Source organism: Lacrimispora xylanisolvens, assembly GCF_002934545.1.
Lineage (GTDB): Bacteria > Bacillota > Clostridia > Lachnospirales > Lachnospiraceae > Lacrimispora > Lacrimispora xylanisolvens.
In genome coordinates this window covers 138,192-152,621 of the sequence record NZ_PTJA01000005.1, presented here as the reverse complement: position 1 = coordinate 152,621, position 14,430 = coordinate 138,192, and the positions used below count along the sequence as shown (strand labels likewise).

15 protein-coding genes and 2 tRNA genes are annotated in these 14,430 nt (G+C 42.2%); 10 read left to right on the top strand and 7 right to left on the bottom strand.

Annotated features, from left to right (window positions below; genetic code table 11):
* Window positions 1-96: 96 nt before the first annotated feature.
* Both BXY41_RS11110 and BXY41_RS11105 read left to right on the top strand, forming a co-directional pair.
* Window positions 97-747 (top strand): HAD family hydrolase, encoded by a 651-nt coding sequence (locus BXY41_RS11110; protein WP_104436910.1) that lies wholly within the window; start codon window positions 97-99, stop codon window positions 745-747.
* A 27-nt stretch (window positions 748-774) separates the two neighbouring features.
* Entirely contained in the window at window positions 775-1,677 is a 903-nt protein-coding gene (locus BXY41_RS11105; RefSeq protein WP_104436909.1) for a DUF368 domain-containing protein, read from the top strand.
* Window positions 1,678-1,756: 79 nt separating this feature from the next.
* Here the strand turns inward: BXY41_RS11105 and BXY41_RS11100 are convergent, their stop codons facing one another.
* Complete coding sequence (locus tag BXY41_RS11100; RefSeq protein WP_104436908.1) at window positions 1,757-3,019, bottom strand: peptidoglycan-binding protein; 1,263 nt, start codon at window positions 3,017-3,019, stop codon at window positions 1,757-1,759.
* A 105-nt stretch (window positions 3,020-3,124) separates the two neighbouring features.
* Complete coding sequence (locus BXY41_RS11095; RefSeq protein ID WP_104436907.1) at window positions 3,125-3,322, bottom strand: hypothetical protein; 198 nt, start codon at window positions 3,320-3,322, stop codon at window positions 3,125-3,127.
* 350 nt (window positions 3,323-3,672) lie between these two features.
* Here BXY41_RS11095 and BXY41_RS11090 point away from each other — a divergent pair, with 350 nt between their 5' ends.
* Genes BXY41_RS11090 through BXY41_RS11080 form a run of 3 tightly spaced genes read left to right on the top strand, consistent with a single transcriptional unit; the run spans window position 3,673 to window position 8,271 of the window.
* Entirely contained in the window at window positions 3,673-4,752 is a 1,080-nt protein-coding gene (locus BXY41_RS11090) for a carbamoyl phosphate synthase small subunit (RefSeq protein ID WP_104436906.1), read from the top strand.
* Window positions 4,745-7,948: a carbamoyl-phosphate synthase large subunit gene (carB, locus tag BXY41_RS11085; protein WP_104436905.1), complete on the top strand. Its 3,204-nt coding sequence runs from the start codon at window positions 4,745-4,747 to the stop codon at window positions 7,946-7,948. Before BXY41_RS11090 ends, carB begins: the two co-directional genes overlap by 8 nt.
* Before the next feature lie 14 nt (window positions 7,949-7,962).
* On the top strand, window positions 7,963-8,271 hold the full coding sequence (locus tag BXY41_RS11080) for a DUF3837 family protein (protein WP_104436904.1): 309 nt from the start codon (window positions 7,963-7,965) through the stop codon (window positions 8,269-8,271).
* Window positions 8,272-8,340: 69 nt separating this feature from the next.
* On the opposite strand, the gene BXY41_RS11075 is transcribed toward BXY41_RS11080, so the two are convergent.
* From BXY41_RS11075 to BXY41_RS11065, 3 genes are read right to left on the bottom strand one after another with little or no spacing between them, the layout of a single operon-like run.
* Window positions 8,341-8,958: a manganese catalase family protein gene (locus tag BXY41_RS11075; RefSeq protein ID WP_104436903.1), complete on the bottom strand. Its 618-nt coding sequence runs from the start codon at window positions 8,956-8,958 to the stop codon at window positions 8,341-8,343.
* Window positions 8,958-9,254, bottom strand: a complete 297-nt coding sequence (locus BXY41_RS11070; RefSeq protein WP_104436902.1) for a spore coat protein CotJB — start codon at window positions 9,252-9,254, stop codon at window positions 8,958-8,960. Before BXY41_RS11070 ends, BXY41_RS11075 begins: the two co-directional genes overlap by 1 nt.
* A complete protein-coding gene (locus BXY41_RS11065) occupies window positions 9,251-9,448 on the bottom strand; it encodes a spore coat associated protein CotJA (protein ID WP_104436901.1) in 198 nt (65 codons plus the stop codon). The genes BXY41_RS11070 and BXY41_RS11065 overlap by 4 nt, the downstream gene beginning before the upstream one ends.
* Before the next feature lie 196 nt (window positions 9,449-9,644).
* Between BXY41_RS11065 and BXY41_RS11060 the strand changes: the two genes are divergently transcribed.
* Window positions 9,645-10,559, top strand: a complete 915-nt coding sequence (locus BXY41_RS11060) for an NYN domain-containing protein (protein ID WP_104436900.1) — start codon at window positions 9,645-9,647, stop codon at window positions 10,557-10,559.
* Between the two features lie 106 nt (window positions 10,560-10,665).
* Here BXY41_RS11060 and BXY41_RS11055 read toward each other — a convergent pair whose 3' ends face one another.
* The gene (locus BXY41_RS11055; RefSeq protein WP_104436899.1) at window positions 10,666-11,655 is read right to left on the bottom strand and encodes an FkbM family methyltransferase; all 990 of its coding nucleotides are present in this window, start codon (window positions 11,653-11,655) and stop codon (window positions 10,666-10,668) included.
* 252 nt (window positions 11,656-11,907) lie between these two features.
* Between BXY41_RS11055 and BXY41_RS11050 the strand changes: the two genes are divergently transcribed.
* Together BXY41_RS11050 and BXY41_RS11045 are read left to right on the top strand one after the other, a co-directional pair.
* Window positions 11,908-11,980: transfer RNA gene (locus BXY41_RS11050), tRNA-Val, on the top strand.
* A gap of 34 nt (window positions 11,981-12,014) precedes the next feature.
* A tRNA-Met gene (locus tag BXY41_RS11045) sits at window positions 12,015-12,088 on the top strand.
* Between the two features lie 122 nt (window positions 12,089-12,210).
* Here BXY41_RS11045 and BXY41_RS11040 read toward each other — a convergent pair.
* The gene (locus BXY41_RS11040) at window positions 12,211-12,654 is read right to left on the bottom strand and encodes a hypothetical protein (RefSeq protein ID WP_104436898.1); all 444 of its coding nucleotides are present in this window, start codon (window positions 12,652-12,654) and stop codon (window positions 12,211-12,213) included.
* Window positions 12,655-12,897: 243 nt separating this feature from the next.
* Between BXY41_RS11040 and BXY41_RS11035 the strand changes: the two genes are divergently transcribed.
* Both BXY41_RS11035 and ispF read left to right on the top strand, forming a co-directional pair.
* Complete coding sequence (locus BXY41_RS11035) at window positions 12,898-13,824, top strand: diacylglycerol/lipid kinase family protein (RefSeq protein ID WP_104436897.1); 927 nt, start codon at window positions 12,898-12,900, stop codon at window positions 13,822-13,824.
* Between the two features lie 34 nt (window positions 13,825-13,858).
* Window positions 13,859-14,410, top strand: a complete 552-nt coding sequence (ispF, locus tag BXY41_RS11030; protein WP_104436896.1) for a 2-C-methyl-D-erythritol 2,4-cyclodiphosphate synthase — start codon at window positions 13,859-13,861, stop codon at window positions 14,408-14,410.
* The last annotated feature ends 20 nt before the right edge of the window (window positions 14,411-14,430 follow it).

Here is a 14,430-nt window from a genome sequence, read left to right as displayed (position 1 = left end):
AGAGCCTTTTCCGGCCATCTCTTATGAACTTTGACTTGACAAGATACCTTTTACTGTCGTATGGTCTTAATCAGAATGAATACAGAGGAGAGAATTATGATTAAGGCAGTGATATTTGATATGGATGGCGTTATTATTGACAGCGAGGGTGTATATCTGGAATATCAGCTGGAATTTGCCAAAAAGAAAAATCCAGATGTAAAACTGGAGGATCTGTATCCTTTGGTTGGAGCAACAAAGCAGGAGTGCTGGGAAGTAGTGGAGAGGGTTGTTTCCAATGGGCAGACCTGGGAAGAGTTAAGGAATGAGTTCCGGCAGAGAGATATCTATAGTGAAATAGATTACCGAAACATTTACCGGCCGGAGGTAACTGATACATTAAAACAGCTGAAAGATGCTGGTTTTCGTCTGGCTCTAGCTTCTTCCACCCATTTAGAACTGGTGGAACGTGTTCTTGAGGAAAATGGAATCCGGGACTATTTTGAAGCTGTGGTCAGCGGAGAACAGTTTAAAAAGAGCAAACCTGATCCAGAGATCTATTTATATACAGCCGGGCAGCTGAAATTAGAGCCCGGGGAATGTCTGGCAGTAGAGGATTCCACCATTGGGATAACGGCAGCACACCGGGCAGGGCTTAAAATAGCGGCAGTCATTGATACAAGATATGGATTTGACCAGAGTCTTGCAGATTATAAGCTGAATACGGTAAAAGACGTATTAGAAGCAGTAAAAGTGCATAGGATTTGATATACGGATTAATGCAGGAGGAATTGCTTGAAGTATATCGGTGAGCTTTTAAAAGGTTTAATTATTGGTGTGGCAAATATTCTGCCGGGCATCAGCGGAGGAGTATTGGCCATTACCATGGGTGTCTATGATAAGATCATCCATGCGGTAAACCGGCTTTTTAAAGAGCCGGTAAAAAGTATAAGGATCCTTCTTCCTTATGGAATTGGTGCAGTTGCAGGCATCATTTTTTTGTCACTGGTGTTTGAATATCTGTTTCATACATATCCTCTTCAGACGAAACTATCGTTTCTGGGACTAATCGGAGGCGGTCTTCCGGCTCTTGGCCGCAAAGCTTTTTCTGGAGAAAAAAATGACTTATGGAAAGGAATTATAACTGCTGGAATCACATGCGGCATCGTAATCCTCATTACATATGTGGCTGAAACAGCGATCGCTTCCGGCCATAGCGGAGAAGGATTTGCCATGGCTTCCGGTGCGGCATATTTATCATCGGGGAAATACTGGGTAGTTACTCTTTTTGCAGTGGGGCTTCTTGCAGCAGCCACTATGATCGTGCCAGGGGTAAGCGGGTCCATGATCATGATGATGCTGGGCTTTTATGAGCCTGTTTTGCAGACCAATAATGCCTGTATCCGGGCAGCCTGTGCTCTTGATTTTCAAGGTCTTATGAAAAATGTTATGGTGTTGTTCCCATATTTTCTGGGTATGCTGACAGGCGTTCTTCTGTTTGCCAGAGTGGTGGAGCAGCTTCTGACCCGTTATGAGCATCAGATGTACCGGGTGATCATTGGTCTTGTGATTTCTTCTCCCTTTGTTATTCTTTGGGATGTGCCGTGGAAAACCGTGGCAATATATGAGCTGTTGGGAGGAATTGCACTGGCACTTCTGGGATACGTGATCGCAGATCTGCTGGGAGGCGAGGGATAATTTCTTCAGCAATAAAAAAAGGGATATTTCGTCGGTCGGTTCATCAATAAACTGACGGAAAATCCCTCTTTTATTTAGTTTAAGAATACTCGGCAATTCTTGTAATGCCCACATAGATCTGAGAGATCTTATACCAGGTAGCAAAATCAATGACTCCCGTCACAGGAAGTTTAAATATGGACTGGAACTGACGGACTGCCTCTGCTGTGTTTTCTCCAAACACTCCGTCTGCTGTGATTCTGGGGATTCTGGTATAAACTCCGGCAATGGTATCAAGCTGTTCCTGGACCTGGCGTACCTTGTCTCCAGAGGCACCTATAGTTAAGTTATAACCGGGGAAAGAGGAAGGAACACCGGAAACCTGTTCCGCAGTATTGATGTACATGTTGCTTCCGTAATAGTTGCGGAGAATTTCAATGGCAGTATAGCCCTGTTCCCCTAAGGTGCAGCTTCCCCATTGTGACATCCAGTTAGGACATGTTACCCGGTGGCCATCGCAGTACTGGGTTAAAATGGGCTGTTTGATTCCGGGCCTTGATAAGTAGCTGTTAAAGATTTCATCCACAACCTGGGAAATGCTGTCAAAAATATTTCTGCCGTGTATCCATTTATGGTCGAAAGCAGTAGAGGAAGTGATGGTAAAGTCATAACCCTGATTCCGGTACCATTCCGTATAAACGCGGTTTAACGTAAAGCTCATAATTGCCAGAACATTGGCAATAATTGTTTCTCTGGGCCAGGTAGCGTAAATTTCACTGGAGGCCACATTTTTAATATAATCGCTATAAGGAACATAATAATTGGTGGCCGTGGGATCTGTGGGTACACCGTCATGTACAATAATTGTCTGTGGAACAACAACCCGGCTTAATACGATCTCGCCGGTTTCTGCAACAGGCTTTACCTCGGCCTCTGCTATCTTTGGAGGATAATCGCCGTACAAAGTATGATCCGGAATGGTAATGGGCGTATCGGGAGTTGTCTCGTCTTTGACAGGAGTCATGCGGACAGGCTGAATGGCATCCGTATCTGCCAGGATCTGAGTTCCGGAGATAGCCACTGGTTCATAACCCTGTGCAGTAATAAAAAGTGAATATTCTGAATACGGCTGTGCCAGTCCGGGAGACAGACTTAAATCGACAGGCGGCGCGGATAAACTTACGGTTTCGGACTGACCGGAACTGTCAGTAGTAACCTTTTCTAATATGCTGTCTGGATCTCCTGTGTAGGAAATGGTAACTTCTGCGTCCCCGATGGGGTGGTTGTTCTCATTAGATACCACATCTACCTGAAGAGAGCCGGTAGCAGCCGTTTCCTGGGCAGTGGTCATATATGGATTCATAATAGCCCCTTATTGAATGATTATTATTAATATATTAGCTGCTCCGGGCAATGATTACAAAAGCCCCGCATAAAACTAAATAAATAAGTTTTTGCGGGGGCTTTTTTAAAAGAATGAAGTTTTGGGTTCATGGAACATGGACTCTACATAGCTTCTCATTTCATCGCGGCTATCAATTTCTCTTGCACCATTGATGATGCGGTTCTGATCCTCTTTGGAGAGTCCGGCAAACTGTATCATAATGTCTGAATGCTGTGCCAGTTCCATGGTAAATCCAATGGGAAGTTCGCTGTTATCAATCATGATTTATCACCTCATGTATAGTTTGTTCGAAGTTGATGCAAAGTATACGGAAATGTATAATATTAATCATTTTGCATAAATATACAAATATGCCGATTAAAATATCTGAAAACAGAAAAATAATGCATAAAAAGTAGATAAATAAATTATAAAAAAACAGTTGAAAAATGTCGCGGTATAATGTATAATCTATTCAATTTGGTCTGATACCAGTCAGTTCAAAATTAAACCTTAAAGGGTATCCCTTTATGTCCAAAAAACGTGGACAAATATTAAGAAACACCCTTACGGGTATCCCTTGATGTCCAAAGAACGTGGACAAATATTAAGAAAGGATTGGGACTTTGCGTATGAAAGCTTTTTTAATACTGGAAGACGGCACTGTTTTTACAGGCACGAGCATTGGTTCAAAACGGGAAGTGATCAGTGAGATCGTATTTAATACTTCCATGACGGGTTATTTAGAAGTCCTCACCGACCCATCCTATGCGGGACAGGCAGTTGTGATGACATATCCGCTAATTGGTAATTACGGCATTTGTCAGGAAGATATGGAGTCATACAAACCTTGGCCGGATGGCTACATTGTCAGAGAATTATCTAGAATCCCCAGCAACTTTAGAAGCGAGGATACCATTCAGCATTTCTTAGAAATTAACGACATTCCAGGTATCAGTGGTATCGATACGAGAGCCCTAACAAAAATCTTAAGAGAAAAAGGTACAATGAACGGCATGATCACAACCGATGAAGGATTTGATCTTGACGAAGTCATTTCGCGTATGAAAACTTATTCCGTAACGGGCGTTGTGAAAGCAACCACCTGTAAAGAATCTTATGTGCTTCCCGGTGAAGGCAAGCGGGTGGCGCTGTTAGATTTAGGAGCGAAAAAGAATATTGCACGGTCTTTAAATGAAAGAGGCTGTGAGGTTACTGTATATCCTGCGGATACGAAAGCAGAAGTAATTCTTTCCACAAATCCAGATGGAATTATGCTGTCAAACGGCCCTGGAGATCCAAAGGAGTGTACGGAGATTATTAAGGAAATCCGCAAGCTGTATGAATCACAGGTTCCCATCTTTGCAATCTGTCTGGGACACCAGCTGATGGCACTGGCCACAGGCGCTGATACCCATAAGCTGAAATACGGACACAGAGGCGGCAATCACCCGGTTAAAGATCTGGAAACCGGAAGAGTCTATATCTCTTCTCAGAACCACGGATATGTGGTAGATGAGGATACTGTGGATCCGGCTGTGGCAGTTCCTGCATTTGTTAACGTCAACGACGGAACAAACGAAGGCATGAAATATACCGGAAAGAACATATTTACCGTACAGTACCACCCGGAAGCCTGCCCCGGACCTCAGGATTCCAGCTACTTATTTGACCGTTTTATTAATATGATGGAGGTGGGAAAGAATGCCTAAGAATCAGGAGATCAAAAAAGTACTAGTCCTTGGATCCGGTCCGATTATCATCGGTCAGGCAGCAGAATTTGATTATGCCGGAACCCAGGCATGCCGTTCTTTAAAAGAAGAAGGAATTGAAGTTGTGCTTTTAAACTCCAATCCTGCGACCATCATGACAGATAAAGATATTGCAGATAAGGTTTATATCGAGCCGCTGACAGTAGAGGTTGTGGAACAGCTGATTTTAAAAGAAAAACCAGACAGCGTTCTCCCTACACTGGGAGGCCAGGCAGGCTTAAACCTTGCCATGGAGCTGGAAGATAAGGGATTTTTTGAAAAGAATAATGTCCGCCTCATCGGAACCACTGCCCTGACCATTAAAAAGGCAGAAGACCGGGAGATGTTTAAGGAAACCATGGAGAAGATCGGTGAGCCGGTAGCTCCTTCGGATATCGTTGAAAATGTGGAAGATGGATTAAGAATCGCCGAGCAGATCGGTTATCCCATCGTGTTACGTCCTGCATATACACTGGGAGGCTCAGGCGGCGGAATTGCTGAAAATCCGGCACAGTGCCGGGAAATCCTGGAAAACGGACTCCGTTTATCCCGTGTGGGTCAGGTTCTTGTGGAACGCTGCATCGCAGGCTGGAAAGAGATTGAATATGAAGTAATGCGGGATGGTGCAGGCAATGTAATTACCGTCTGCAACATGGAAAACCTGGATCCGGTAGGGGTTCATACAGGCGACAGCATCGTAGTGGCTCCTTCCCAGACACTGGGAGATAAGGAATACCAGATGCTTCGTACCTCTGCATTAAAGATTATCAGCGAATTAGGCATAACAGGAGGCTGCAATGTTCAGTATGCTCTGCACCCGGAAAGCTTTGAATACTGTGTAATCGAGGTAAATCCACGAGTGAGCCGTTCTTCCGCTCTTGCTTCCAAAGCAACCGGATACCCCATCGCCAAGGTTGCAGCTAAGATCGCTCTGGGATACACTCTTGATGAGATTAAAAATGCCGTAACCAGGAAAACCTATGCAAGTTTTGAGCCCATGCTGGATTACTGTGTGGTTAAGATGCCACGCCTTCCCTTTGACAAGTTTTTAAGTGCCAAGAGAACCCTTGGAACCCAGATGAAGGCAACCGGTGAGGTAATGAGTATCTGTACCAATTTTGAAGGCGGCCTAATGAAAGCAATCCGTTCCCTGGAGCAGCATGTAGACAGCTTAATGTCTTATGATTTTACAGGGCTTACCGATGATCAGCTGACAGAAACCCTTCATCTGGTAGATGACAGAAGAATCTGGGTGATTGCAGAAGCATTAAGAAGAGGCTTTACCTATGAGCTCATTCATGACATCACAAAGATTGATGTGTGGTTTATTGATAAGCTGGCAATTCTGGTGGAGATGGAGGAAGCCTTAAAGAAGGGACCTCTCACCACCGAGCTTTTAAAAGAAGCAAAGAGACTGGAATTCCCGGATACAGTCATTTCAAAGCTGACAGGTATATCTATAGAAGAAATCCATCAGACCAGAAAAGAAAACGGGATAACCGCTGCCTTTAAGATGGTAGACACCTGTGCGGCAGAGTTTGCGGCTGAGACACCATATTACTACTCCTGCTTTGGAAGTGAAAATGAGGCAGAACAGACAACAGGAAGAAAAAAGGTTCTGGTATTAGGCTCCGGTCCGATCCGAATCGGTCAGGGAATTGAATTTGACTTCTGTTCCGTTCACAGTACCTGGAGTTTCAGCAAAGAAGGATATGAGACTATCATTATCAATAACAATCCGGAAACAGTCAGTACGGATTTTGACATTGCAGATAAGCTGTATTTTGAGCCCCTTACTCCGGAAGATGTGGAGAGCATTGTTGATATTGAAAAACCAGACGGAGCAGTGGTACAGTTCGGCGGCCAGACAGCCATCAAGCTGACAGAGGCGCTGATGAAGATGGGAGTTCCCATTCTTGGAACAGCAGCAGAAGATGTGGATGCGGCAGAAGACCGGGAACTGTTTGATAAGATTCTGGAAGAATGTCAGATTCCAAGGCCTGCAGGCCAGACCGTCTATACAGCAGAAGAGGCTAAGAAGGCAGCTGCAAAACTTGGTTATCCGGTTCTCGTGAGACCTTCCTACGTACTGGGAGGTCAGGGAATGCAGATCGCTATTTCCGATCAGGATATTGATGAATTTATCGCCATCATCAACCAGATTGCTCAGGAACACCCGATTTTAGTAGATAAATATATCGTAGGCAAAGAAATCGAGGTAGATGCAGTCTGTGACGGAGAAGATATACTCATACCGGGAATCATGGAACACATCGAGCGTGCAGGCGTTCACTCCGGCGACAGTATCTCTGTATATCCGGCTCAGAGCTTAAATGAAGACATCAAGGACAAGCTTGTAGAATATACCAGAAGACTTGCAAGAGCACTTCATGTAAAGGGAATGATCAACATTCAGTTTATTGTCAGCGGAGAAGATGTTTATGTCATCGAAGTAAATCCACGTTCTTCCCGTACGGTGCCATATATCAGCAAGGTGACTGGAATCCCCATTGTTCCCCTGGCAACCAGAGTTATCTGCGGTCATACCATAAAAGAGCTTGGTTATAAGCCAGGACTTCAGCCGGAAGCAGATTATATCGCGGTTAAGATGCCGGTATTCTCGTTTGAAAAGATCCGTGGCGCAGATATCAGCCTGGGACCTGAGATGAAATCCACCGGAGAGTGCCTGGGAATCGCAAAGACCTTTAATGAGGCACTTTATAAAGCATTTGCAGGATCAGGTATCAAGCTTCCAAAGCATAAGAACATGATCATAACCGTAAAAGATTCTGATAAAGAAGAAATTATCGACATTGCCCGCAGATTTAAAGATCAGGGCTACAAGATCTTCTCTACTGCTGGTACCGCCAAAGTATTAAACGATAACGGAATCAAGGCATTCCAGGTGCGCAAGCTGGAGCAGGAGTCCCCCAACCTCCTGGATCTGATTCTGGGTCATGAGATTGACCTGGTTATCGATACACCGCCTCAGGGCGCAGACAGATGCAAGGATGGATTTGTGATCCGAAGAAATGCCATTGAAACCGGAGTAACCGTGCTTACGTCCCTGGATACGGCAGCAGCACTTGTAACCAGTATGGAGAACAGAGCGAAGGAACTCACCCTGATTGACATTGCGTTAGTGAAAAATGTATAAGGAATTAAAATATTATGGTATTTTATATTAATAAACAGGCTGTAGAAATTAAAACCAGGTTTGAAAACGCGCCTTTAACATCCCCCAATGAGGCGTGTGCGGCCATGGGAATGCTTTATAAGATCTACGGTCTGCCTGTTCCGGAAAAAAAGGAAATGGTCAGTGATATGAAGAAGGATTTTCATGAGGCAGTTGCAGCATGTCCGGTTCCGTCGGAATATGCAGCAAAAATCATCAGCCTTCTTGATGAGTATTATAAAGATGATCGGGTAACAGATGAAATATATGAGCTGTTGAAATACAGCTATGAAGAACAGCGTTAACATTCTATAGATTTAAATCACCTTTCGCTACTAATAAGCAACGAAAGGTGATTTTTTGATTATAGAATCTTACATCTCTTTCTTTACAAACTGCTTGTCAAATTCAGGATTATAATAATAGTAGTTTTTCGGATTTAACGTAGTCTTTATATTTTCCAGAGCCTCACCAAATCTCTGGAAGTGAACTACTTCCCGTGCCCGCAGAAATTTAAGGGGCTCTCTTACATCTGGATCTGCAATCATACGAATCAAATTATCGTAAGTGGTTCTGGCTTTCTGCTCTGCAGCAAGGTCTTCTATCAGATCCGTGATGGCATCGCCCTTTGACTGAAATTCACAGGCATTAAATGGAACTCCTCCGGCAGCCATAGGCCATAAAGCGGTAGTATGATCGATATAATAAGCATCAAAACCAGCCGTTTTTGCCTGTTCAATGGTCAGGTTTTTTGTAAGCTGGTAAATAATGGAGCAGATCATCTCCAAATGCCCCAGCTCTTCCGTTCCGATATCGGTTAAAAGTCCTCCCACTTCCTTGCATGGCATGGTATATCTTTGGGAAAGATAACGCATGGAAGCTGCCAGTTCTCCGTCAGGTCCGCCAAACTGGCTGATTATAAGAGAAGCTGTTTTGGGACAGGTATTTTTTATATTTACAGGAAATTGCAGTCTTTTTTCATAGGTCCACATCAGAATACACCTCCTTCCCATGGAAGAGGTCCGTCACTCCAGGTAAAATGTCTCTGATCCGGATATTTTGTGTGTGATTTAGTCTTATTGTTGCTGTCAGGGCAGATACAGTTCATGGTGAGGGGCTCAAAATTATCTGCATAGGTTTGAAGAAGCTGTTTCCTCTGGGTCATCGCGTCCTTAAAAGCGTTCAGAGCGTTTTCATCGAGAGGATGGGTATCTAAATAAAGGTTTAAATCATTTACGGTAAAGCTGATTTCAGTTATCTGACTGAGCAGGTTCTTTTGATCAATCATGGCTGTTCCCCTCCTGTTACGTAAAATGGCAAATCAAGACTGGGGAATATGGTTCCGTGTTTTAAAGCAGTTTTAGGATCGTAAGGCTGTTCCCAAGGCTGCATGGGAACGGTTGCTATGGCTAATGCTACGGTTTTGCTGGGTGTTGCAGTTTCACATTCACATTCACATTCCTTTACAGCTACTGAATTCATAGTAACACTCCCTTCTTTTGATGAATTCTTTAACTCTTTTTTATTATGGAGTAAAATTAAAAATTTACTTTGCAAAAATTATCCCAGATTACCCATTGTGATGTTATTGTAATAATGAGGAAAATGAAATATAATAGAGACAAAGTCAAGGGAATTGACATAAAATTTAAAACAATTATGACGGGAGAGCAGACGATTGAGTGATAAGAAATTTGCAGTTTTGATTGATTCGGATAATATATCCGCCAAGTACATTACGTGTATTCTGGATGAGATGACCCGATACGGAGTAATTACATACAAAAGAATCTACGGTGACTGGACAAGCGCCCAGATGGGCAAATGGAAGATGGAGCTTCTTGAGAATTCCATCACACCGATTCAGCAGTTTTCCAATACAGTAGGAAAGAATGCAACTGATTCCGCTCTGATTATCGATGCTATGGATTTGCTTTATACGGATAACGTAGATGGATTCTGTATTGTTTCCAGTGACAGCGATTTTACCCGTCTTGCCAGCCGTCTGCGGGAATCAGGTAAGGAAGTTATTGGAATGGGAGAGGAAAAAACACCCAAGTCTTTCCGTGCTGCCTGTACCGTATTTACCAATCTTGAAGTTTTACTGGATCAGGACGAAGAGGGAACTGGCGGTGGCGCCATTGGAAAAGAAGTGATTGAACAGGATATTGCTTCCATTATTCTGGAGAATGAAGATAAGAACAAGGCAACTGGCCTGGGAGAAATCGGTAACCGTCTGGTTAAAAAATATTCGGATTTTGACGTGAGAAATTACGGATACAGCTCGTTGTCCAAATTTCTGGAAGAGATGGATAGTTTTGAACTGAGAAAGACCAGCAATGTGGTGACTGTCCGTATGAAGGATAATCGTACCAGAAAGCAGGAACTTGATGATTATGCTGTAAAACTGGTAAAAGGCAGTGGTAAAAATGGAATGGAGCTGGCTGCTCTTGGAAATGGAATGCATCGTAAATTTACTGATTTTAAAGTAAAGGATTACGGTTACTCCACGTTTTCCAAGTTTGTACACAGCATTTCCCAGCTGGAAGTGAGGGAGAATAAAAATAACAGTAATTCCGTATTTTTAAAATAAAGAAAACGACTGGGATAAGAAAATAATAGACCTTCAGGCTGTGTAATTTTATTTACATCAGACTGAAGGTTTATATAATTTATTCCAACCGTCTGGCATCTGGTTATTACAATGCATACAATACGAATTCTGTGGGAACCAGAGCATAGCCATAATATCGCAGATAGAAGCGGTAAGACGGGTCAATTTCATTAATAATACGTGCTAATTTCCACAGGTCTTTATGATTATGATAAGCACTCAATGCTAATTTGGGATGATATTGGGCAATCTTATTTTTGCACCCTGATAATGCACTTTCTTCTCCACCCTCAATGTCCATTTTAATAAAAGTTACTTTACCCTCAATATCTTCATCTATTGAAACTGTCGGAACTTTAAGAGTACCATTATCTGCAAGTTGACGGACAGAAGAAATACCATCTTCCTCTAAATACATGAAACCAGTCTTATCACTTACGCCCTTCTCACGCACTAAAACATTATTTAGTTTAAATAATTCTATATTTTTATAAATAAATTGTACGTTTTTGGGGACAATTTCATAACAATAGATTTGCTTATAACAATTTTTACCAAACATATTTATATATTGTATGAGAGTATCCCCTATATAAGCTCCCATATCCACGAAAACTTCGTTGTGATCGCAGTGTATCAAATCAAAATCAAAATATTGGCTAAAACATTTATCACAGATATCATCGATTAACGTTTTATCGGTCTTAAGCCAATAGGAAAGAATATTTAACAAAATTTTCTTAGATCTATAATCACTAAGCTGCCCATATAGCCATTCAAAATCTTTTTTATGATTCACTAATGCATCAGCACGGTTGTTTACAAGATCATATATTTCCTTATCCGGGTCATAGGCCCCCCATAAGCTGCTGAAATGGTTGTAATAATTAATAATTGAATGATAGGCGGGGGCATCTTTTTCCTCAACGTAGTGTAAATTTTGTTTAATCCCTGCTTTTATATCTTCCAGGTTTCGCTCTTCTATAAAATTCATCAGTCGCTCAAAATATTTATCTACCTGGATTAATATGGATTCATCATCTTTTATTTCAGTAGCAGTGCTTTGCTTTGACATTATCTCTCCTCTAATTATTACTTATATTCCTTTTACCATATTATTCAATTTCATAAAAAAAGTGAAATAGTTCCGAATTATAAATATTTTTTTAGGGGGATAAGTGGGAAAAACCTCGCAGGAATCAGGGTTTTACAAGACATTGTAAAAAAAGAAAAAAATTGACAAAAAAGTGTTGACAATTAATACAATTCATATTATACTAATGAAGCAGTCGGGAACGAGAGAAAATAAAAGCTCCTGACAAGCACTGGGATCTTAGCTCAGCTGGGAGAGCATCTGCCTTACAAGCAGAGGGTCACAGGTTCGAGCCCTGTAGGTCCCACTGATAAGCAAGCGCTTGTCAAACAATTAAATATGGCGGAATAGCTCAGTTGGCCAGAGCACACGGTTCATACCCGTGGTGTCGAGAGTTCGAATCTCCCTTCCGCTACTTAAAAAACACACGGTAATCTGATATATGAGTCGGATCTGATGTGTTTTTTTATTTGCAGCAATTTCATGAATTAAAAATACTGGCCAGCATGAGTGGTGCTGACCAGTCACATCAGGTGATTAAACCTGGTTAAAATCAGTTTGATATGCATTGGTAGTATCTGCCTCTGGCACATCATAAAACTTGATCCAGTAAAAGTTATTGTATGATACAGCGCCTAGCTCTTCCTTAGTTCCAAACAATTCAACATATTTAATCCAACCGCCATAAGGAGCACCTGCTGGTAGCTGTGTTGCAGGATCGATGGGATTTTGGCAGATTCCGTAGTCGTTCAGCTCATACCAACCGGTATCAAGCTTTACCCAGCCGCTTTGAGCGTAACCAGCTTCGTTAAAATAGTACCAGTATTCTCCAACTTTTTCCAGTTTGTTAGCCGGATAGGAACCGTCATCTTTCTCATACCACCACCCCTGGTCGTTGCTTTTCCATTCAGCAGCATAAGTAGTCATACTGAATGCTGTCGCCAATAACATAGCAGCTAGAAATAATTGCACTTTTCTCATGGTAAATACCCCCGATAGTTTAATTTACTTGCAGTTACCCTCAAGCCTGACTGATAAATTTTAAAATATTATATAAAAAGTGTGCAAAAAATGCAATTAAAATATAATATTTGGATAAAAAAACTCATAAAATACAAAATTCTTTCTTTTTCGATATGACACCCAGACCTTTTTCCTTTTTTTTTATATTCATTTTTGTTCTTTTATGTTATACTTACAAATAGCAAAAAGCGGAGGGATTCCATGTACTATTTTATTGTTAACCCGAACTCCTGTTGCGGACGGGGTAAAATTATCTGGGATAAGCTGGAACGGACATTAAACGATTCCGGTGTGGAATATCAGGCATATTTAACTGAAAAGCCAGGGGACGCAAAGATATTTGCAAAAAATTTAACAGAAGGGTGTAAAGAATCCAATGTAATCATCGCAGTCGGTGGCGATGGGACAGTCAATGAGATTCTTGATGGATATTCCATGTGCAGTTGTGTTACACTTGGTTATATTCCGGCAGGATCTGGCAATGATCTGGCAAGAAGCTTAAAACTTCCGAAGAATCCCATCCGATGTTTGAATAAGATTCTGCATCCCAAATATTATAAATTGATGGACTATGGAGTATTATCATATGGAGACAGTGAGATTTCCCATCGCCGCTTTATGGTCAGCTCCGGTATCGGTATGGATGCGGCTGTCTGTCATAATCTGTTGTATTCCAGAACCAAAGGGCTGCTTCACAGACTGAGAATTGGAAAACTGGCCTATTTGCTTGTAGGCGTCAGACAGCTTATATCAGCGAAGTCCTGCAAGGGATATATCGTGCTGAACGGAGTACAAAAGATTGAGTTTAACCATGCTTATTTCATTTCGACCCATATTCATCCATATGAAGGCGGAGGATTTAAATTTGCTCCCGATGCAGATTTTGAAGACGGGAAACTGTCAGTCTGCGTGATGAATAACCGGAAGAAGAGTAAGCTTATCTGTGTACTGCTTAATTCCCTTATGGGAAAAAAGTCTGTAAACAAAGGGATCCGTTTCTATACCTGCGAAGAGATTCACATTCATATGGATCGCCCCATGGCGGTTCATGTTGATGGAGAAAGCTGTTTTTGCCAGAATGACGTGGAGATCCGGTGTATCAGTAAGAAACTTCGAATGATCGTTTAAGATCTGATTTATTTATATAGGAAAGGAAAAAATAATGAGAATTGGACAGGGATATGATGTTCATAAATTTGCAGAAGGCAGAGATTTGATTCTGGGTGGAGTGACCATTCCATATGAGATGGGACTTCTGGGCCATTCAGATGCAGATGTGCTGACCCACGCAGTGATAGATGCTTTATTGGGAGCAGCCGGATTAGGAGATATCGGGGAACATTTCCCTGACACAGATCCTAAGTATAAAGGAGTCTCCAGTATCGAACTGTTAAAGAATGTGGCGGGTCTGCTGGAAGAGAACGGATATGTTGTGGAGAATATTGATTCCACTGTGATCGCCCAAAAACCAAAGCTTTTGTCATACAGGCCGCTTATGGCGCAGAATATGGCTGACGCGCTGAATCTGCCGGTTGACAAGGTGAATGTGAAAGCGACAACAGAGGAAGGACTGGGATTTACCGGAAGAGGAGAAGGAATATCCTCACAGGCCGTTGTTCTTTTGACTTCTGTCGGAGATTACTGTTATGATGACAGAATCATGCAAAGCGAAGGCGGCTGTCAGGGCTGTAAAGGCTGCTGCAAACAGGAATAACAGGAGAAGAAGGGAGACAG

What these genes read in the sequence shown, in the direction of transcription:
- BXY41_RS11110 (WP_104436910.1), top strand. Translation starts at nt 97, where the DNA reads ATGATTAAGGCAGTGATATTTGATATGGATGGCGTTATTATTGACAGC.
- BXY41_RS11100 (WP_104436908.1), bottom strand. Translation starts at nt 3,019, where the DNA reads ATGAATCCATATATGACCACTGCCCAGGAAACGGCTGCTACCGGCTCT.
- BXY41_RS11095 (WP_104436907.1), bottom strand. Translation starts at nt 3,322, where the DNA reads ATGATTGATAACAGCGAACTTCCCATTGGATTTACCATGGAACTGGCA.
- BXY41_RS11090 (WP_104436906.1), top strand. Translation starts at nt 3,673, where the DNA reads ATGAAAGCTTTTTTAATACTGGAAGACGGCACTGTTTTTACAGGCACG.
- carB (WP_104436905.1), top strand. Translation starts at nt 4,745, where the DNA reads ATGCCTAAGAATCAGGAGATCAAAAAAGTACTAGTCCTTGGATCCGGT.
- BXY41_RS11080 (WP_104436904.1), top strand. Translation starts at nt 7,963, where the DNA reads ATGGTATTTTATATTAATAAACAGGCTGTAGAAATTAAAACCAGGTTT.
- BXY41_RS11075 (WP_104436903.1), bottom strand. Translation starts at nt 8,958, where the DNA reads ATGTGGACCTATGAAAAAAGACTGCAATTTCCTGTAAATATAAAAAAT.
- BXY41_RS11070 (WP_104436902.1), bottom strand. Translation starts at nt 9,254, where the DNA reads ATGATTGATCAAAAGAACCTGCTCAGTCAGATAACTGAAATCAGCTTT.
- BXY41_RS11065 (WP_104436901.1), bottom strand. Translation starts at nt 9,448, where the DNA reads ATGAATTCAGTAGCTGTAAAGGAATGTGAATGTGAATGTGAAACTGCA.
- BXY41_RS11055 (WP_104436899.1), bottom strand. Translation starts at nt 11,655, where the DNA reads ATGTCAAAGCAAAGCACTGCTACTGAAATAAAAGATGATGAATCCATA.
- BXY41_RS11040 (WP_104436898.1), bottom strand. Translation starts at nt 12,654, where the DNA reads ATGAGAAAAGTGCAATTATTTCTAGCTGCTATGTTATTGGCGACAGCA.
- BXY41_RS11035 (WP_104436897.1), top strand. Translation starts at nt 12,898, where the DNA reads ATGTACTATTTTATTGTTAACCCGAACTCCTGTTGCGGACGGGGTAAA.
- ispF (WP_104436896.1), top strand. Translation starts at nt 13,859, where the DNA reads ATGAGAATTGGACAGGGATATGATGTTCATAAATTTGCAGAAGGCAGA.